Genomic DNA, 17,686 nt, shown 5'->3' with positions numbered 1-17,686 from the left:
GCCCCGACTCCGGCGAGCAGTTCGGCGACCGCCTCGACGAGTTCGGCCGAGGCGAGCATGCCGGTCTTCACCGCCTGGACGCCGATGTCGTCGACGACGCTGCGGAACTGCGCGCGCACGGCGTCGACGGGCAGTTCCCAAGCGCCTTGTACGCCCAGCGAGTTCTGGGCCGTGACGGCGGTGAGCACGCTCATGCCGTGCACGCCGAGGGCGAGCATCGCCTTCAGGTCGGCCTGGATGCCCGCGCCGCCGCCGGAGTCGGAGCCGGCGACGGTGAGGACGCGCGGGGGTGCGGTGGATCTGCGCATGCGGCGAATCTACCGGGCCTGCCGGACGGGCCCACGGGCGGTCTCGCGGGCGGTCGAGCGGCCTACTGGGCGTCCTCGATGCCCGAGAAGTGGTCCCAGCCGGCCTGCGCCCAGGGCACCCCGTCGACCGTCACCTGCGGCTGGGCCGACGCCCGCGCCACCGCGCAGGGCAGCACCTCGCCGATCACCCGCCAGCGGGCGGGCAGTTTCACATCCGGCGGGAAGGTCGCCGCGATCGCGTGGTCCTCGCCGCCGCCCAGCACCCAGGTCATCGGGTCGATCCCGACCGCCTTGCCGATGTCCGACATCTGCGTGGGCACGTCGATCGCCGCCGACCGCAGGTCGATCCGGACCTCGCTGGCGTCCGCGATGTGCCCGAGGTCGGCCACCAGGCCGTCGCTGACGTCGGTCATCGCGGTCGCGCCGAGCGCGGCGGCCGCCGGGCCCGCGTCGTAGGGCGGTTCGGGCCGCCGGTGCGCCTCGACGAAGGCGCGGGGCGAGCGGAAGCCGCGGGAGAGCACCGCATGCCCGGCCGCGGACCAGCCGAGCCAGCCGGTCACGGCCACCACGTCGCCGGGCCGGGCGCCGCCGCGGGTGACCGGCTCCAGGCCGCGCAGGTCGCCCAGCGCGGTGATGGCAACGGTGATGGTGTCACCGCGTACGACATCGCCGCCGACCACGGCGGCGCCCGCGGCCCGGCACTCGTCGCGCAGGCCGTCCATCAGCTCGGTCGGCCAGGTCACGGGCAAGTCGGCGGGGAGGACGAGGCCGAGCAGCAGGGCGGTCGGTACGGCGCCCATGGCGGCGATGTCGGCCAGGTTCTGCGCCGCGCCCTTGCGGCCGACGTCGTAGGCGGTGGACCAGTCGCGGCGGAAGTGCCGGCCCTCCAGCAGCAGATCGGTGCTGGCCACAACCCGGCCGTCGGGCGCCGCGACCACGGCGGCGTCGTCGCCCGGCCCGATCCGTACGGCGGGGGTGGTGGTGAGCCGGGAGGTCAACTCCCTGATGAGCCCGAACTCCCCCAGCTCTCCCACGGTGCCCTTCATCGGTGTGCCCCTTCTGCCCCAGTGGTTCTGCGCCGGGCTCTGCTCTCTGTACCGCCAGTCTCTGTACCGCTAGTGTCGCGCCCGGTCCCGCCTTTGGTCAGCGCTCGCGTGCCGCCAACCGGGTCGGTACCTTCGAGGTGTCGTTCCGGGGTGCCCCGGGGAGCGCGCCGACGCCCGCCCGGGTCTCCCCGTGCCACTCGGCGACGCGGTACCGTGGCGTCCCTTCTCCCTGCATGATCCTCGTGGCCGCCCCTGGAGGTTCCGTGGTACAGGCGTACATCCTGATCCAGACCGAAGTCGGCAAGGCGTCGACCGTCGCCGAGACGATTTCCAAGCTTCCGGGAGTGATCCAGGCAGAGGATGTCACGGGCCCCTACGACGTGATCGTGCGGGCCCAGGCCGACACGGTCGACGAGCTCGGCCGCATGGTGGTCGCGAAGGTCCAGCAAGTGGACGGCATCACGCGCACCCTGACCTGTCCGGTCGTCCATCTGTAGCCCCCGACTATGCTCGGCCGGTGAGTGTTCTCCCCCGTCGGCCCTTCCGCCTGACCTCAGTCCTGCTGGCCACCGCCCTCGCCGGCACCGCGGGCTGCTCCGCCGGCGGCAGCGGTTCCCGTCCCGTCCCCACCCCCTCGGCGCAGGCCGCCGGGTTCTGCCGGGCCCTGCACGAGCGGCTGCCTCGGACCCTGGACGGGCTGGAGCGCGACTCCGCCGGCCCCGACTCGGACTTCGCGGCCGACTGGGGCGACCCCGCCGTACAGCTGCGCTGCGGAGTGGAGCGGCCCGAACTGCTAACGCCAGGGAGTGAACACTACAACCCCACGGCGGAGGCGGTGGAGGTCGACGGCGTGACCTGGTTGCTGGAGAAGCAGGACGACGGTTACCGCTTCACCACGACGGGGCGCAAGGCGTTCGTGGAGGTGACGGTTCCCGGGAAGTACGCCCCGGAGACCGGTGTCCTCACCGAGTTCGCGGCCCCCGTGGAGAAGACGGTGCCGAGCGAACTGTGAGCCCCCGGCGGCGAGTTGCCCGCCGCCGGAGCCCACGGGCCTCGGCGGGGCTCAGCGCAGGCCGGTCGGGCGGCGCAGCGCGGCCTGGATGAGCCGGTCCACCAGCTCCGGGTAACTCACGCCGCTCTCCTGCCACATCCGCGGGTACATGGAGATCGGGGTGAAGCCCGGCAGGGTGTTGATCTCGTTGATCACGAACTCCCCGCTGTCCAGCAGGAAGAAGTCCGCGCGGACCAGGCCCTCGCAGGAGACGGCGTCGAAGGCCCGTACCGCCAGCTCCTGTACGCGCCCGGTCTCCTCGGCGGTGAGCGGCGCGGGCACGATGCCGGTGGCGGAGTCGATGTACTTCGCCTCGAAGTCGTAGAAGTCGTGCGAGGTGACGGGCGGGATCTCGGCGGGCAGGCTCGCGCGCGGGCCGTCCTCGAACTCCAGCACCCCGCACTCGATCTCGCGGCCGCGCAGCAGCGACTCCACGAGGATCTTGGGGTCGTGGCGCCGGGCCTCGGCCACGGCCTCGTCCAGGCCCTCCGGGCTGTCGACCTTGGTGATGCCCATCGAGGAGCCGGCGCGGGCGGGCTTGACGAAGATCGGCCAGCCGTGGTCGGCCGCGAAGTCCACGATCTTCTTGCGGGCGGCGGCCCCCTTCTCGCCGTTCGGGCCGGTGCGGTCCCACTCGCGGGGCCTGATCACCTCGTACGGGCCGACGGGCAGGCCGTACGAGATGAACACCCGCTTCATGTACTCCTTGTCCATGCCGACCGCGGAGGCGAGCACGCCCGCGCCCACGTACGGCACCCCGGACAGCTCCAGCAGCCCCTGCAGCGTGCCGTCCTCGCCGTACGGGCCGTGCAGCACGGGGAAGACGACGTCGACCTCGCCGAGCGCCTTGGGGACGGCGCCGGGCTCGGTGTAGACGACCTCGCGGCTACTCGGGTCGACCGGCAGCAGCACGCCGCCCTCGGCGGACTCCGTGAGCTGCTCGACGCTCGGCAGCTGCCGGTCGGTGATCGCCATGCGCTCGGGGGCGTCGGCGGTCAGCGCCCAGCGGCCGTCGGCGGTGATGCCGATCGGCAGCACGTCGTACTTGGTCCGGTCGATGGCGCTCAGGACGGCGCCCGCCGTGACGACGGAGATGGCGTGTTCCGAGCTGCGGCCGCCGAAGACGACGGCCACGCGCGGCTTGGGGCTGTGGGAGGAGTGCTCGCTGCTCATATCGCGTCGACCCTACCGAACGTTCGCCGGGGTGCGGAGTCCGTACCCCGGGTGAGTCCGCCGGGCGGGGTCAGTGCCGCTCGGCCTTGGCGCTGCGGGACATCAGCTCCTTGAGCGCGACGAGCGGCGGCTTGCCCTCGTGCACGATGCCCACCACGGTCTCGGTGATGGGCATGTCGACGCCGTGCTGCCGGGCCAGATCGAGCACGGACTCGCAGGACTTGACGCCCTCGGCGGTCTGCTTGGTGACCGCGATGGTCTCCTCCAGCGTCATGCCGCGGCCGAGGTTGGTGCCGAAGGTGTGGTTGCGGGACAGCGGCGAGGAGCAGGTGGCGACGAGGTCGCCCATGCCCGCGAGGCCCGCGAAGGTGTGCGCCTCGGCGCCCATCGCGAGGCCGAGCCGGGTGGTCTCGGCGAGGCCGCGGGTGATCAGCGAGGCCTTGGTGTTGTCGCCGAGGCCCATGCCGTCGGCGATGCCGACGGCGAGGGCGATCACGTTCTTGACCGCCCCGCCGAGTTCGCAGCCGACCACGTCGGTGCTGGTGTACGGGCGGAAGTACGGGGTGTGGCAGGCGGCCTGGAGGCGCTGGGCCACCGCCTCGTCCACACAGGCCACGACGGCGGCCGCGGGCTGCCGGGCGGCGATCTCCTTGGCGAGGTTGGGCCCGGTGAGCACCGCGACCCTCCTCCTGACCGCGTCGGAGGGGCCCCCGGACGCCTTGCCGACCACTTCCTCGACGACCTCGCTCATCCGCTTCGCGGTGCCGAGTTCGACGCCCTTCATCAGGCTGACGAGCACGGTGTCGTCGGGCAGCAGCGGCGCCCACCGCGCGAGGTTGCCGCGCAGCGTCTGGGAGGGGACGGCGAGAACGGTGAACTCGGCGCCCTGCGCGGCCCGCTCGGGGTCGGTGGTGGCCGAGACGGCGGCGGGGAGTTCGACGCCGGGGAGGTAGTCGGGGTTCGTACGGCCGGTGTTGATCGCCTCGACGAGTTCGGGGCGGCGGCCCCACAGGGTCACCTCGCAGCCGGTGTCGGCGAGCACCATCGCGAAGGCGGTGCCCCAGGAGCCGGTGCCGAAGACGGCGCAGCGCGTCACGTGTTCTCTCCCTCGGCCTGCGACCGCTCGCTCTTCCTGCGCTGTTCGGCACGGGCCCTGCGGTGGTCGTACGGCTCGGTGGGCGCGGGCTCGCCGCGCACCTCCGCGAGCAGTTCGGTGACGGACGCCATGATCGTGTCCGTGGCGGCGCGCAGCACCTCGGTGGTGGGCTCCAACCCGTAGTAGGCGGAGAGGTCCACGGGCGGACCGGCCTTCACGCGCAGCGTCTTGCGCGGGAAGAGGCGGAGCTTCCCGTACGGCGGCAGCGCGTGGTTGGCACCCCACTGCGCGACCGGGACGACCGGCGCCTTGGTGAGCAGCGCGACGCGGGCCGCGCCGGTCTTGCCCTGCATCGGCCAGTGGTCGGGGTCGCGGGTGAGCGTGCCCTCGGGGTAGAACGCGACGCACTCGCCGCGCTCGATGGCGTCGACGGCGGCGCGGAAGGCGTCTATGGCGTCGCTGGACTCGCGGTAGACGGGGATCTGTCCGGTGCCGCGGAGCAGGGTGCCGACGAACGGCGCCTTGAAAAGGGCGGCCTTCGCCAGGAATCGCGGGACGCGTCCGGTGTTGTACTGGAAGTGCGCGTACGAGAGCGGGTCCAGATACGAGTTGTGGTTGACCGCGGTGACGAAGCCACCGTGGGCCGGAATGTGCTCCGTTCCGCTCCAGTCCCGCTTGAACAGCACCACCAGCGGTGGTTTGGCAATGACCGCGGCCAGGCGGTACCAGAAGCCGATTCTGCGGCGGGACACTCGGACACCCTCCTCGTGGGACCTGCTGAGCTGCGGGCGTGCAGCCGCACAAGTGTCGCCCCAGGGCCCCGGTCTGTCGAGGACACCGTAACCCCGCGGCTCCCGGGCGGCTCGGGCGGCGTTCTGGGGGGTTTCGGGGACAGGTGAGAATGGGTCCGATGCGAAGTCTCGGAGAGGGCGGTTGCGCGGACGCCGGCGGCTGGTCCCTGGTGGTGCCTCTGAAGCCGCTTTCCCGGGCCAAGAGCAGGCTCGCGCGGGAGGCGGGCGCGGGCCCGACGCCGGGCCTGGCGCTGGCGTTCGCGCAGGACACGGTGGCGGCCGCGCTGGCCTGTCCCGCCGTACGGGATGTGGTGGTTGTCACCGACGATCCGCTGGCGGGTGCCGAACTCGGCGCCCTGGGCGCGCGTGCGGTGCGGGACGAGCCGGGCTCGGGGCTGAACGCGGCGCTGGCGCACGGGGCGCGGGTGGTCCGGCAGGTCCGGCCAGGGGCGGCGGTGGCGGCGCTGAACGCGGATCTGCCGGCGCTGCGGCCCACGGAACTGGCCCGGGTTCTGCGGACGGCGGCCCGATCTCCCCGGGCTTTTCTGGCGGATGCGGCCGGGGTGGGCACCACGCTTCTCTGCGCACTTCCGGGCACCGAATTGGCCCCGGCTTTCGGTGCCCTTTCCCGGGCCCGCCACCGCGATTCCGGAGCCACGGAAATCCCGCTCGCGGACGTGGATTCGGTACGGCGGGACGTGGACACCGTCGAGGACCTGCACGCGGCCCTGGCGTTGGGCGTGGGCCCGAGGACGGCCGCCGCGGCGGCCCTCCTCGCGGCGTCGGATTAGGCTCCCGGGCCCGCCCCATGGGCCGCGCGTGCGGCAAATTCGGCGCCGAACCCTTCGCGCTCGCAGCAGAGAATCCCTCGCCCGCGCGGCGAAGACCGAACTGGCCTGGTCCGAGTGGTGGCCCGCGCCCGGCAGCGGGCGACGGACGCGTCCCGCGCCTCCTCACGGGCCCCCGGCTAGGGTGGGCCCCATGCAGGCCACCGCGTACACCTACGACGCCCAGACCCGGTCCGGCAGTGTGCTGCTCGATGACGGGACGCCGCTGGAGTTCGACACGGCGGCGTTCGACGCGGGGGGCCTGCGGTTGCTGCGGCCCGGGCAGCGGGTGCGGATCGAGGTGGAGGGCGAGGGCGAGAGCCGGCACATCGCCCTGGTGACGCTGCAGACGCTCTGAGGCCCTGGGGCGCGGCCCGCGGAGCCGGGGAGCCAACGGGCCCGGGAAACACCGCGGGCCGGACTCCCCGAGGGGAGTCCGGCCCGACGCGTGTGGGGGGACAGGCGAGTTACCGCCTGGCCGCCGTCTTCTTGGCGGTCTTGCGCGCGGTGGCCTTCTTGGCCGGGGCCTTCTTGGCCGTGGCCTTCTTGGCGGGCGCCTTCTTCGCGGTGGCCTTCTTGGCGGTGGTCTTCTTGGCCGCCGTCTTCTTGGCCGTGGTCTTCTTCGCCGTGGTCTTCTTGGCGGTGGTCTTCTTCGCCGCCGCCTTCTTGGCGGTGGTCTTCTTGGCGGTGGTCTTCTTCGCCGCCGCCTTCTTCGCGGTGGCCTTCTTGGCCGCGGCCTTCTTCGCGGCCGTACCGACCTGCAGGCTGCCCTTCGGCGCCTTCTTGACCGCGACCTCGCCGCCGCGCGGCAGCTTCTTCGAGCCGCTCACCAGGTCCTTGAAGCCCTGGCCTGCGCGGAAGCGGGGCACCGAGGTCTTCTTGACCCGGACGCGCTCGCCGGTCTGCGGGTTGCGAGCGTACCGCGCCGGGCGGTCCACCTTCTCGAACGAGCCGAAGCCGGTGACCGAGACCCGGTCGCCGGTGACAACTGCGCGGACGATGGCGTCCAGTACGGCGTCGACTGCGTCGGCGGCGTTCTGCCGGCCGCCGAGCTTGTCGGCAATTGCTTCTACGAGCTGCGCCTTGTTCACGTCTTCCCCTTCGGAGACATTGCCGGAACGAAACTGTTCAAGCTTTTTCGCACGTTAGGCAGATATATACCGCAAATCAAACACGAAACGGGCTAATCACCCTTGTGCCGCAACGAACTCGACCGTCACGTCGGGCCGTCGACTACTCGCCTTCGGGATAACGGCCTTCATCGAGGTCCTTCATGAAGCGCTCCAGACGCCGTGCGGCAGCGGCGAGATCGTGCTTAGCCGCAGCCGTGATGACCAGCAGCTTCCTGGACAGCGCCATCCGTACGCCCTCCGGGACTTGCAGGGTGCGCACTCTTGTGTGCGCCTCCTTCAGCCGGTCCGCGACGAGCCGGTGAAGCTCGAGTTGGCTTTCGCGGTCCATGCACCGATTGTGCCACCTGGGGCGAGTTGTCGCTTAGCGGGGCTCCAACGCGCGTCGCCCGGACATGGCTGTGCCCCCTGCCGTCGGCAGGGGGCACAAGGGGTAGCCGCGCTGATCAGACCGGTGCGGTGCGGGGTTTGAAGGCGGGACGACGGGACTCGTACGCGACGATGTCGGCTTCGTTCTTGAGGGTGATGCCGATGTCGTCGAGGCCGTTGAGCAGCCGCCAGCGAGCGTTCTCGTCGAGCTCGAACTCCGCGCTGACGCCCTCGGCTCGCACCTCGCGCCGCTGGAGGTCGACGGTGATCTCGGCGGTGGGGTCGGCCTCGGTCAGCTCCCACAGCCGGTCCACGGTCTCCTGCGGGAGGACGACGGTGAGCAGGCCGTTCTTCAGGGAGTTGCCGCGGAAGATGTCGGCGAAGCGGGAGGAGATCACGGTCTCGAAGCCGTAGTTCTGGAGGGCCCAGACAGCGTGCTCGCGGGAGGAGCCGGTGCCGAAGTCGGGGCCCGCGACCAGAACGGTGGCGCCTTGCCGCTCGGGGCGGTTGAGGACGAACTCGCCGTCCTTGCGCCAGGCCTCGAAGAGGCCGTCCTCGAAGCCGTCGCGGGTGACCTTCTTCAGCCAGTGCGCGGGGATGATCTGGTCGGTGTCGACGTTGGAGCGGCGCAGCGGGACGGCCCGGCCGGTGTGGGTGGTGAAAGCTTCCATGGTCCTCAGGCCTCCACGAGGGTCGGGGCGTCGGTCAGGTCGGCGGGCGAGGCGAGGTGGCCGAGGACCGCGGTGGCGGCGGCGACCTGCGGGGAGACCAGGTGGGTGCGGCCGCCCTTGCCCTGCCGACCCTCGAAGTTGCGGTTTGAGGTGGAGGCGGAGCGCTCGCCGGGGGCGAGCTGGTCGGGGTTCATTCCCAGGCACATCGAGCAGCCCGCGTGGCGCCATTCGGCGCCGGCCGCGGTGAACACCTTGTCCAGGCCCTCATCGACAGCCTGGAGCGCGACGCGCACGGAGCCGGGGACGACCAACATCCGTACGGTGTCGGCGACCTGGCGGCCCTGGAGGATGGACGCGGCCGAGCGCAGGTCCTCGATACGGCCGTTGGTGCAGGAGCCGACGAAGACGGTGTCCACGGCGATCTCGCGCAAGGGCTGACCTGCCGTCAACCCCATGTATTCCAGGGCCTTTTCGGCGGCCAGCCGCTCGGAGGCGTCCGCGTACGAGGAGGGGTCGGGCACGTTCGCCGACAGCGGTGCGCCCTGGCCGGGGTTGGTGCCCCAGGTGACGAACGGGGCCAGCCGCGAGGCGTCGATGACGACCTCGTGGTCGAAGACCGCGTCCTCGTCGGTGCGCAGGGTGCGCCAGTAGTCCACCGCCGCATCCCAGTCCTCGCCCCGGGGGGCGTGGTCGCGGTCCTTGAGGTAGGCGAAGGTGGTGTCGTCGGGGGCGATCATGCCCGCGCGGGCGCCGGCCTCGATCGACATGTTGCAGATGGTCATCCGGGCCTCCATCGAGAGCTTCTCGATGGCCTCGCCGCGGTACTCGATCACGTAACCCTGGCCGCCGCCGGTGCCGATGCGGGCGATGATCGCCAGGATCAGGTCCTTGGCGGTGACGCTCTCGGGCAGTTCGCCCTCGACCGTGATCGCCATGGTCCTGAACGGGGACAGCGGCAGCGTCTGGGTGGCCAGCACGTGCTCGACCTGCGAGGTGCCGATGCCGAAGGCCAGCGCGCCGAAGGCGCCGTGAGTGGAGGTGTGGGAGTCGCCGCACACCACGGTCATGCCCGGCTGGGTCAGCCCCAGTTGCGGGCCCACCACGTGCACGACACCCTGCTCGACGTCGCCCAGCGGGTGCAGCCGCACCCCGAACTCCGCGCAGTTCTTGCGCAGCGTCTCCAACTGCATACGCGACACCGGGTCCGCGATCGGCTTGTCGATGTCGAGCGTGGGTGTGTTGTGGTCCTCGGTGGCGATGGTGAGATCCGTCCGCCGCACCTGCCGGCCGCTCTTGCGGAGCCCGTCGAAGGCCTGCGGACTGGTGACCTCGTGCAGCAGATGAAGGTCGATGAAGAGGAGATCGGGCTCGCCGTCGGCGCGCCGGACGACATGGGCGTCCCAGACCTTCTCCGCGAGTGTGCGTCCCATCGCTTTCCCTCCGGTGCCCGCCTGAGCGGACCCTGCTCGTTTCCCTGACCGTTTTCTCCGTGCCATTCCAGAGTGACTGTTTCCGGAGAAAATTGAACTTGCGTTTCACAGAGTGAGACGCGAGTATCGTTGCATGGACAACTCTAGCGGCGTCGGCGTTCTCGACAAGGCAGCGTTGGTGCTCAGCGCACTCGAATCAGGCCCGGCCACCCTGGCGGGCCTCGTCGCCGCGACCGGCCTCGCCCGCCCCACGGCGCACCGGCTCGCGGTGGCCCTGGAGCACCACCGGATGGTGGCGCGGGACATGCAGGGCCGGTTCATCCTCGGCCCGCGCCTGGCCGAGCTGGCCGCGGCGGCCGGCGAGGACCGGCTGCTGGCCACGGCGGGACCGGTCCTGACCCACCTGCGGGACGTGACCGGGGAGAGCGCCCAGCTCTACCGGCGCCAGGGCGACATGCGGATCTGCGTGGCGGCCGCCGAGCGGCTGTCCGGACTGCGGGACACCGTGCCGGTGGGCTCCACGCTGCCGATGAAGGCCGGCTCCGCGGCCCAGATCCTGATGGCCTGGGAGGAGCCGGAGCGGCTGCACCGCGGCCTCCAGGGCGCCCGTTTCACGGCGACCGCGCTCTCGGGCGTACGGCGCCGGGGCTGGGCCCAGTCGATCGGCGAACGGGAGCCGGGGGTGGCCTCCGTCTCGGCGCCGGTGCGCGGCCCCTCCAACCGCGTCGTGGCCGCCGTCTCGGTCTCCGGACCGATCGAACGGCTGACCCGCCACCCGGGCCGGATGCACGCGCAGGCGGTGGTGGACGCCGCGGCGCGACTGAGCGAGGCGCTGCGGCGCACCACCTGAGGCCCAGACCACACGGGAAAGGCCCCTCCTTCGCGGAGGGGTCTTTCGCTGTCCGGACATGCGAAAAGCCCCTCCGCGAAGGAGGGGCTTCCTGCCTGTACCCCCGACCGGATTCGAACCGGCGCTACCGCCTTGAGAGGGCGGCGTGCTAGGCCGCTACACAACGGGGGCCCTGGCGATCCTTTACTCGTCGTCGCCTCCGGGTGCGACCCGGATGGTGACGGAAGGAAGGATCTGTACCCCCGACCGGATTCGAACCGGCGCTACCGCCTTGAGAGGGCGGCGTGCTAGGCCGCTACACAACGGGGGCTTGGCACTGTTGAATGCGCTGGGGTACCAGGACTCGAACCTAGACTAAGTGAACCAGAATCACTCGTGCTGCCAATTACACCATACCCCACCAAAACGCAACCCCTGTAAGGGTTTTGCTTGATGTGCGCTTCCCGTTCCGGACTTTTCGGCCCGCCCGGGCGGCGCAGGAAGAACATTACCTGAAGGTGGACGGGGCTCCAAAACGGGTTCCGCCAGGCCACCTACGGGGGTGTCCGCCCCGGCGCGGAGCGGCTTCCGCGCCGGGTGGACGGGGCGCTAGCCGCCCAACTTCGCCAGGGCGGCGTCGATGCGGGCCAGGGTGCGGTCGCGGCCGAGGACTTCGAGGGACTCGAAGAGCGGCAGGCCGACCGTGCGGCCGGTGACCGCGACGCGGACCGGCGCCTGAGCCTTGCCGAGCTTGAGGCCGTGCTCCTCGCCGGCGGCCAGGACGGCCTCCTTCAGCGGCTCGGCGCTCCAGTCCACCACGGCGAGCTTCTCGCGCGCGGTCCTCAGGAGGGCGTCCGCGCCCGGCTTCATGGCCTTCTGCCAGGACGCCTCTTCCTCGACGGGCTCGTCCAGGAAGAGGAAGTCCACGTTGGCCGTGATGTCGGAGAGGACAGTGAGGCGGGTCTGGGCCAGCGGGGCCAGCTCCTCGAAGGCCTCGGCGTCGAAGGCCTCCGGGGCCCACGGGGCGTACGGGGCCTTCAGCCACGGCTCGCAGGCCGCGACGAAGTCCTTCACGTCCAACCGGCGCAGGTGGTCGGCGTTGATCGCCTCGGCCTTCTTCAGGTCGAAGCGGGCCGGGTTGGCGTTGACCGCCTCCAGGTCGAAGGCCGCGACCATCTCGTCCATCGTGAAGACGTCCCGGTCGGCGGCGAGCGACCAGCCGAGCAGCGAGAGGTAGTTGAGCAGCCCCTCGGGGAGGAAGCCCCGCTCGCGGTAGAGGTTGAGCGAGGACTGCGGGTCGCGCTTGGACAGCTTCTTGTTGCCCTCGCCCATCACGTAGGGCAGGTGCGCGAAGCGCGGGGTGGTGCCGTTGCCCACGCCGATCTCGGCCAGCGCCGCGTACAGCGCGATCTGGCGCGGGGTGGAGGAGAGCAGGTCCTCGCCGCGGAGGACGTGCGTGATCTCCATCAGCGCGTCGTCGACCGGGTTGACGAGCGTGTAGAGCGGGGCGCCGTTGGCGCGCACGATGCCGAAGTCCGGCACGTTCTCCGGGGTGAAGGTCAGCTCGCCGCGCACCAGGTCGGTGAAGGTGATCGGCTCGTCCGGCATGCGGAAGCGGACGATGGGCTCGCGGACCTCGCGGCGGTAGGCCTCGACCCGCTCGGGCGTCAGCTCGCGGCACGCGCCGTCGTAGCCGGACGGCTTGCCGGCCGCGCGGGCGGCCTCGCGGCGCTCGTCCAGCTCCTGGGTGGTGCAATAGCACTCGTACGCGAAGCCCCGCTCCTTCAGGCGGCGGGCCACGTCCGCGTAGATCTCCATGCGCTGGGACTGGCGGTACGGGGCGTGCGGGCCGCCGGCCTCGGGGCCCTCGTCCCAGTCGAGGCCCAGCCAGCGCAGCGAGTCCAGCAGCTGCTCGTAGGACTCCTCGGAGTCGCGGGCCGCGTCGGTGTCCTCGATGCGGAAGACCAGGGTGCCGCCGTTGTGGCGGGCGTAGGCCCAGTTGAAGAGGGCGGTGCGGACCAGGCCCACGTGGGGGTTGCCGGTCGGCGAGGGACAGAACCGTACGCGTACGGGAGATGCTGCGGATGCGCTAGCCACGCTTGATCACCTTGTTGGTGAGAGTGCCGATGCCTTCGATGGTGACGGCGACCTCGTCGCCGACGTTGAGGGGGCCGACCCCTGCCGGGGTGCCCGTGAGGACGACGTCGCCGGGGAGCAGCGTCATCGCCTCGGTGATGTGCACGATCAGGTCCTCGATGGGGCGCACCATGTCGCTGGTGCGGCCCAGCTGCCGCTGCTCGCCGTTGACCGTGCACATGATCCCGAGGTCGCCCGGGTCGAGTTCGGTCTCCACCCACGGGCCCAGCGGGCACGAGGTGTCGAAGCCCTTGGCCCTGGCCCACTGGTTCTCGCGCTGCTGGACGTCGCGAGCGGTGACGTCGTTGGCGCAGGTGTAGCCGAGGATGACCTCGCCGACCCGCTCGCGGGGCACCTCGCGGCACATCCGGCCGATGACCACGGCCAGCTCGGCCTCGTGGTGCACCTCGTCGGAGAACGCGGGGTACGCGATGGGGTCGCCGGGGCCGACCACGGAGGTCGACGGCTTGAAGAAGGTGACCGGGATGTCCGGGACGGAGTTGCCCAGTTCCGCGGCGTGCTCCGCGTAGTTGCGGCCGATCGCGACGACCTTGTTGGGGAGCACGGGCGGCAGCAGCCGTACCTTGTCGAGCGGGATCTTCTGCCCCGAGCGCTCGAACTCGGCGAAGGGGTGGCCCTTGATGATGTCGAGGACAAGGCCGCCTCCGGTGGAGCCCGGGGGTCCGGGGGTTTCCCCCGAAGGGAGAGCGGTGCCCTCCACGACGCCGAAGGCGACGTTGCCGTCGATGGAGAACCTGGCGATGCGCACGGGAAGCCGCTGCCCCTCACTGGTCTTCGAGACTGATCTTCGCTGGAGACTGACACTCCAGGCTATCGCGGGCCCCCTGGCCGCCCCGGGCAGCGCGAAGCCCCCCGCCGGGGGCCGGCGAGGGGCTTGCGAAGAGCGGTGTCCCGGGTCAGGCCTGGGGGGCGTCCATCAGGACCGTGCGGCGGGGGTTGGCGGTCTGCGCCGGCAGATCGACCGTGTGCTCCAGAGCCTGAGCGTCCGCGGTGCGCAGCGCCTCGGCATCCTCGAGGTGCGCGAGCGTGGTGCGGCGGGGGTTGGCTATGTTGCGGAAGAGCATGGTCGTCTTCACTGGTGTCTGCCTCGTGTTCGTCGCTTGTCAGAAGTTCGCTGGGTGTAAACCGTCAGGCTAGACGCGCCATTCCCGGTGGTTCGAAGGCAGAAGCCGCGAACTCCATGTGATTTTGCTCACGAACCAGTGAATAAAAAGGGGCAGAGCGGTCAAGAATTCCCGCTTGCGGAATCGGACATTGACGTACCGAAGCGAACGTTCCACTCGCGATCGGCGCCACCTGGACAGCCATACGCGCCGCACGATTCACTGGGGAAAGTCCGTTATCGCCGACTTCAGTTTCTACATGTCGTCATGCGGTCTCTACTCAGTGTCACCCGCGTCACGGTCTGACCCGTCGCCCTTGTTTGGAGATCCGGCACTGTGCTGGAATTCCACGGACCGCCGGGGCCACAGGTTCCCCAGAATCACTCGACACCGTCCGCCCGCTGACGCGGGGGGACGCCTGGTCCAGAGGTTGCGACGCTAGTGCAGGGACGTTTCAAGAGGGATGGCAGCGCTGCGGCGGATCCGGAGCCGCGCGGTGAGACCGACCGCGGCTCCTCGCCCCAGCGCCCCCAGGGCACCGGCCCCACGCCGGAGAGCAAGGGCTCCGCGAGCCCCGCGCGGACGAACCCGCCGGGCGGTGGCGGTGAGTCTGTGGACCGCCCGCAGGGGAAGCCGGCGCAGGGCGCCGGTTCGCGCCTCGCTCTGCGCAACTGGCACATCAGCACCCGACTTGTCGCCCTGCTGACCCTCCCCGTGGTCGCGGCGACCACGCTGGGCGCGCTGCGCATCGACAACTCGATGGACAACCTCAAGCAGCTCGACAACATGAAGCTGCTGACCGAGATGACCAAGCAGGCCACCGAGTTGGCGTCTGCGCTCCAGGAGGAGCGCGACCACTCGGCCGGTCCGCTGGCGATGGGCGACGACAAGAACGACGACGTCGTCTACTCGCGCATCAAGACCAACCGCGCCAAGCAGGCCTTCCAGGAGGCCACCCAGGACATCGACGCCTCCAACTCCGACGAGCTGGTGGGCGTCAACTCGTCCCTGGTCAACATCCTCAAGCAGCTCGAGAAGATCAAGACGATCCGGAACACCGCGTACAGCGACCCGGACTACGTCTCCCAGACCGTCTCCAGCTACAACGAGCTCATCAACTCGCTGCTCTCGCTGTCCCAGGACATGGCCCAGGCCACCAGCAACAGCGAGATGATCCGCTCCACCCGGGCACTGGCCGCCTTCTCCTCCGCCAAGGAGTACGCGTCCATCCAGCGCGCCGTCATCAGCGCCGGTCTCGCGCACGAGCCGAAGCCCAAGCTGTCGGCCAACGACCGGCTCTACGGCCAGTCGGCACAGCAGAGCGAGGAGTCCTCGCTCGCCCAGTTCATCCAGGTCTACGCGGGCAAGCAGAGCTCCCAGGAGCTGATGCAGCCGCTGGAGGACGGCGGCAACGCCAACATCATCCTCGCGGACACCTACGCGACCCGGGTCCTGAAGACCGACGGCCAGATCGCCAACGGCGAGCAGCGCTCGTACAAGGACTGGTACGACCAGGACACCACCAAGATCGAGGAGATGTCGCGCATCGAGCAGACGCTGCTCTCCGAGATGGAGGAGAAGGCGCGCGAACTGCGCTCCGAGGCCCAGCAGGACGCCCTGATCAACGGTGCCGTCATCCTGCTCGTGCTCGGCGTCTCGCTCATCGGCGCGTTCGTCGTGGCCCGCTCCATGGTGCGCTCACTGCGCCGGCTGCAGGACACCGCGCAGGAGGTCTCGCAGAAGCGGCTGCCCGAACTGGTCAAGCAGCTCTCCGAGTCCGACCCGCAGGACGTGGACACTTCCGTGGAGTCGGTGGGTGTGCACAGCCGGGACGAGATCGGCCAGGTGGCCGCGGCGTTCGACGACGTGCACCGCGAGGCGGTCCGCCTCGCCGCCGAGCAGGCGCTGCTGCGGGGCAACGTCAACGCGATGTTCACCAACCTCTCGCGCCGCAGCCAGGGCCTCATCCAGCGCCAGCTGTCGCTGATCTCCGAGCTGGAGAGCCGCGAGGCCGACCCGGACCAGCTGTCCTCGCTGTTCAAGCTGGACCACCTCGCGACCCGTATGCGCCGGAACGGCGAGAACCTGCTCGTCCTCGCGGGCGAGGAGCCCGGCCGCCGGTGGACCCGGCCGGTCCCGCTGGTCGACGTGTTGCGCGCCGCGGCCTCCGAGGTGGAGCAGTACGAGCGGATCGAGCTGAGTGCCGTACCGGCGACCGAGGTCGCGGGCCGGGTCGTCAACGACCTGGTGCACCTGCTCGCCGAGCTCCTGGAGAACGCGACCTCCTTCTCCTCCCCGCAGACCAAGGTCAAGGTGACCGGTCACGCGCTGCCCGACGGGCGCGTGCTGGTCGAGATCCACGACACCGGCATCGGCCTCTCCCCCGAGGACCTGGCGGCGATCAACGAGCGGCTGGCCTCGCCGCCGACCGTGGACGTCTCCGTCTCCCGCCGCATGGGCCTGTTCGTGGTCGGCCGGCTGTCCCTGCGGCACGGCATCCGCATCCAGCTGCGGCCCTCGGACTCCGGCGGCACGACCGCGCTGGTCATGCTGCCCGTGGACGTGGCGCAGGGCGGCAAGGCGGCCGCCAAGCCGGGTGTGCCCGGCGGTGGTTCGGCCGCGGGCGGCGGCAACGCCGGCCAGACCGCCAACCGCCTCGCGGGCATGACGCCGCGCGGGCAGGTCCAGGGCGGCGGTTCGCGCCCGGCTCTGCCGGGGCGTGAGCCGGGCGGGGCCGGTGGTCCGGGTGAACCCGGCGGCCAGCAGGGCCGTACGGGCAACGGGCTGCCGCCGCGTGCCGGTGCTGGTGCCGGGGCCGGTGCCGCGAACGCGTTCAGCGGCGGGGCTCCGGCCGGTGGCCAGGGCCGCGGGGAGGAGAACCCCGCCCCGGGTCGTGGGCGTCCCCATGCCCCCGGCCCGCAGGGTGGTTACGGCTCCGAGGCCTTCGGCGGCGCGGGCGGCCCGGCCGGGCGCCCCGGCGACAGCCAGGGCCAGGGCCGTCCCGGTGGCCCCGACTCCCCCGCTTCCGACGGCGGTTGGAACCCTCCGGCCGCCTTCGGTGACCCCTCGCGCGGGCGGCCCGGCACCATGGACGCCCCGCAGGACCCGTCCCGTACGGGTGGCCGCGGGCCCGAGAACTTCGACGGCCGCCAGGGCCGGCCCGGCGCCGGGGGCGGCCCGGACCTCGCGGCGCTGCCGCCGCGTGGCAACGCGGGCGAGCTGCCCGGCGGCCCCGGTGCCGGGCGCCCCGGCAACCAGGCGCCGAGCCCGCAGCCCGGCACCAGCTGGGGCGCCCGCCGCTCGGCGGGCGGTGCCGACGACTGGCCGGGCGCCGCGCCGCGGGACAACGGCGATGCCCCGCGCGGCCACGAGGACGTCGAGTCGACCACGCAGTTCACCCGCCAGGACTTCACCTCCCCGCCGCCCGGCGGCGGTTACGGGCGCCCGGGCAACCCGGCGGGGAACCAGCAGGGCGCCCCGCAGCAGCCCCAGCAGCAGCACTCTCAGCCCCAGCAGCCGCAGCGGCCCCAGCAGCAGTACGAGACCGGCCAGTACGCGCTGCCGCCCTCCGAGCTGGACCGGCCCGCGCAGCCCTCGGCGGGCGACAACGGCCGTACGCCGCTCTTCGACGACCTGGAGTCGGGCTGGTTCCGCGGCCCCGGCCGGAGCGGGGGCGCGGGCGCTCCCGCGGCCCCGGCCCCCCAG

Annotated in this window: 18 protein-coding genes and 3 tRNA genes; 6 read left to right on the top strand and 15 right to left on the bottom strand. The window is 71.5% G+C overall.

The annotated features are described in order from the left end of the window. Together AOK16_RS12615 and AOK16_RS12610 are read right to left on the bottom strand one after the other, a co-directional pair. Positions 1 to 308, bottom strand: a 308-nt coding sequence (locus AOK16_RS12615; protein WP_205627673.1) for a bifunctional hydroxymethylpyrimidine kinase/phosphomethylpyrimidine kinase, incomplete at its 3' end; no start/stop codon positions are given. A gap of 62 nt (positions 309 to 370) precedes the next feature. After that, positions 371 to 1,354, bottom strand: coding sequence for a thiamine-phosphate kinase (locus tag AOK16_RS12610; RefSeq protein ID WP_055472353.1), 984 nt, complete (start codon positions 1,352 to 1,354; stop codon positions 371 to 373). 263 nt (positions 1,355 to 1,617) lie between these two features. On the opposite strand from AOK16_RS12610, the gene AOK16_RS12605 reads away from it, so the two are divergent. Beyond that, positions 1,618 to 1,851, top strand: a complete 234-nt coding sequence (locus AOK16_RS12605; protein ID WP_030612688.1) for an Lrp/AsnC family transcriptional regulator — start codon at positions 1,618 to 1,620, stop codon at positions 1,849 to 1,851. A gap of 20 nt (positions 1,852 to 1,871) precedes the next feature. Beyond that, positions 1,872 to 2,366 (top strand): DUF3515 domain-containing protein, encoded by a 495-nt coding sequence (locus tag AOK16_RS12600; RefSeq protein WP_055472352.1) that lies wholly within the window; start codon positions 1,872 to 1,874, stop codon positions 2,364 to 2,366. A gap of 51 nt (positions 2,367 to 2,417) precedes the next feature. On the opposite strand, the gene AOK16_RS12595 is transcribed toward AOK16_RS12600, so the two are convergent. The 3 genes from AOK16_RS12595 to AOK16_RS12585 form a co-directional block, all read right to left on the bottom strand. Continuing rightward, on the bottom strand, positions 2,418 to 3,578 hold the full coding sequence (locus tag AOK16_RS12595) for a D-alanine--D-alanine ligase family protein (RefSeq protein ID WP_055472351.1): 1,161 nt from the start codon (positions 3,576 to 3,578) through the stop codon (positions 2,418 to 2,420). A 70-nt stretch (positions 3,579 to 3,648) separates the two neighbouring features. Continuing rightward, complete coding sequence (locus AOK16_RS12590) at positions 3,649 to 4,674, bottom strand: NAD(P)H-dependent glycerol-3-phosphate dehydrogenase (protein ID WP_055472350.1); 1,026 nt, start codon at positions 4,672 to 4,674, stop codon at positions 3,649 to 3,651. After that, on the bottom strand, positions 4,671 to 5,426 hold the full coding sequence (locus AOK16_RS12585) for a lysophospholipid acyltransferase family protein (protein ID WP_055472349.1): 756 nt from the start codon (positions 5,424 to 5,426) through the stop codon (positions 4,671 to 4,673). The genes AOK16_RS12590 and AOK16_RS12585 overlap by 4 nt, the downstream gene beginning before the upstream one ends. Positions 5,427 to 5,584: 158 nt before the next feature. On the opposite strand from AOK16_RS12585, the gene cofC reads away from it, so the two are divergent. Then, on the top strand, positions 5,585 to 6,256 hold the full coding sequence (cofC, locus tag AOK16_RS12580; protein WP_055472348.1) for a 2-phospho-L-lactate guanylyltransferase: 672 nt from the start codon (positions 5,585 to 5,587) through the stop codon (positions 6,254 to 6,256). 190 nt (positions 6,257 to 6,446) lie between these two features. Next, entirely contained in the window at positions 6,447 to 6,650 is a 204-nt protein-coding gene (locus AOK16_RS12575; protein ID WP_055472347.1) for a hypothetical protein, read from the top strand. 109 nt (positions 6,651 to 6,759) lie between these two features. On the opposite strand, the gene AOK16_RS12570 is transcribed toward AOK16_RS12575, so the two are convergent. The 4 genes from AOK16_RS12570 to leuC form a co-directional block, all read right to left on the bottom strand. Next, positions 6,760 to 7,383 (bottom strand): HU family DNA-binding protein, encoded by a 624-nt coding sequence (locus AOK16_RS12570; protein ID WP_055472346.1) that lies wholly within the window; start codon positions 7,381 to 7,383, stop codon positions 6,760 to 6,762. Between the two features lie 142 nt (positions 7,384 to 7,525). Next, entirely contained in the window at positions 7,526 to 7,753 is a 228-nt protein-coding gene (locus AOK16_RS12565) for an SCO5555 family protein (RefSeq protein ID WP_055472345.1), read from the bottom strand. A 115-nt stretch (positions 7,754 to 7,868) separates the two neighbouring features. Further along, positions 7,869 to 8,462 carry a 3-isopropylmalate dehydratase small subunit gene (gene leuD / locus AOK16_RS12560; protein ID WP_055472344.1) on the bottom strand — a complete coding sequence of 198 codons (594 nt, stop codon included), beginning with the start codon at positions 8,460 to 8,462 and terminating at the stop codon, positions 7,869 to 7,871. A gap of 5 nt (positions 8,463 to 8,467) precedes the next feature. Beyond that, positions 8,468 to 9,892: a 3-isopropylmalate dehydratase large subunit gene (gene leuC, locus AOK16_RS12555; RefSeq protein ID WP_055472343.1), complete on the bottom strand. Its 1,425-nt coding sequence runs from the start codon at positions 9,890 to 9,892 to the stop codon at positions 8,468 to 8,470. Between the two features lie 133 nt (positions 9,893 to 10,025). Between leuC and ndgR the strand changes: the two genes are divergently transcribed. Next, positions 10,026 to 10,742, top strand: coding sequence for an IclR family transcriptional regulator NdgR (gene ndgR, locus AOK16_RS12550; protein ID WP_055472342.1), 717 nt, complete (start codon positions 10,026 to 10,028; stop codon positions 10,740 to 10,742). A 98-nt stretch (positions 10,743 to 10,840) separates the two neighbouring features. On the opposite strand, the gene AOK16_RS12545 is transcribed toward ndgR, so the two are convergent. The 6 genes from AOK16_RS12545 to AOK16_RS12520 all read right to left on the bottom strand — a co-directional run bounded on the left by AOK16_RS12545 (position 10,841) and on the right by AOK16_RS12520 (position 13,954). Beyond that, positions 10,841 to 10,913 (bottom strand) — tRNA-Glu (locus AOK16_RS12545). 66 nt (positions 10,914 to 10,979) lie between these two features. Then, positions 10,980 to 11,052 (bottom strand) — tRNA-Glu (locus AOK16_RS12540). 18 nt (positions 11,053 to 11,070) lie between these two features. Next, positions 11,071 to 11,142: transfer RNA gene (locus tag AOK16_RS12535), tRNA-Gln, on the bottom strand. Between the two features lie 188 nt (positions 11,143 to 11,330). Beyond that, positions 11,331 to 12,818 (bottom strand): glutamate--tRNA ligase, encoded by a 1,488-nt coding sequence (gene gltX / locus AOK16_RS12530; protein ID WP_079101306.1) that lies wholly within the window; start codon positions 12,816 to 12,818, stop codon positions 11,331 to 11,333. After that, complete coding sequence (locus AOK16_RS12525) at positions 12,811 to 13,626, bottom strand: fumarylacetoacetate hydrolase family protein (protein ID WP_055472340.1); 816 nt, start codon at positions 13,624 to 13,626, stop codon at positions 12,811 to 12,813. The genes gltX and AOK16_RS12525 overlap by 8 nt, the downstream gene beginning before the upstream one ends. A 148-nt stretch (positions 13,627 to 13,774) precedes the next feature. Further along, positions 13,775 to 13,954, bottom strand: coding sequence for a hypothetical protein (locus AOK16_RS12520; RefSeq protein WP_055472339.1), 180 nt, complete (start codon positions 13,952 to 13,954; stop codon positions 13,775 to 13,777). A gap of 468 nt (positions 13,955 to 14,422) precedes the next feature. On the opposite strand from AOK16_RS12520, the gene AOK16_RS12515 reads away from it, so the two are divergent. Continuing rightward, positions 14,423 to 17,686: nitrate- and nitrite sensing domain-containing protein (locus AOK16_RS12515; RefSeq protein WP_107098333.1), on the top strand; the 3,264-nt coding region annotated here is incomplete at its 3' end.

It is taken from the genome of Streptomyces pathocidini, assembly GCF_001418495.1.
Classification (GTDB): domain Bacteria; phylum Actinomycetota; class Actinomycetes; order Streptomycetales; family Streptomycetaceae; genus Streptomyces; species Streptomyces pathocidini.
This window is presented reverse-complemented; position numbering and strand designations above follow the sequence as displayed.

Excerpts from the sequence above, each read along its gene's own strand:
- AOK16_RS12610 (WP_055472353.1), bottom strand. The coding sequence starts at position 1,354 with ATGAAGGGCACCGTGGGAGAGCTGGGGGAGTTCGGGCTCATCAGGGAG.
- AOK16_RS12595 (WP_055472351.1), bottom strand. The coding sequence starts at position 3,578 with ATGAGCAGCGAGCACTCCTCCCACAGCCCCAAGCCGCGCGTGGCCGTC.
- cofC (WP_055472348.1), top strand. The coding sequence starts at position 5,585 with ATGCGAAGTCTCGGAGAGGGCGGTTGCGCGGACGCCGGCGGCTGGTCC.
- AOK16_RS12575 (WP_055472347.1), top strand. The coding sequence starts at position 6,447 with ATGCAGGCCACCGCGTACACCTACGACGCCCAGACCCGGTCCGGCAGT.
- AOK16_RS12565 (WP_055472345.1), bottom strand. The coding sequence starts at position 7,753 with ATGGACCGCGAAAGCCAACTCGAGCTTCACCGGCTCGTCGCGGACCGG.
- leuD (WP_055472344.1), bottom strand. The coding sequence starts at position 8,462 with ATGGAAGCTTTCACCACCCACACCGGCCGGGCCGTCCCGCTGCGCCGC.
- leuC (WP_055472343.1), bottom strand. The coding sequence starts at position 9,892 with ATGGGACGCACACTCGCGGAGAAGGTCTGGGACGCCCATGTCGTCCGG.
- ndgR (WP_055472342.1), top strand. The coding sequence starts at position 10,026 with ATGGACAACTCTAGCGGCGTCGGCGTTCTCGACAAGGCAGCGTTGGTG.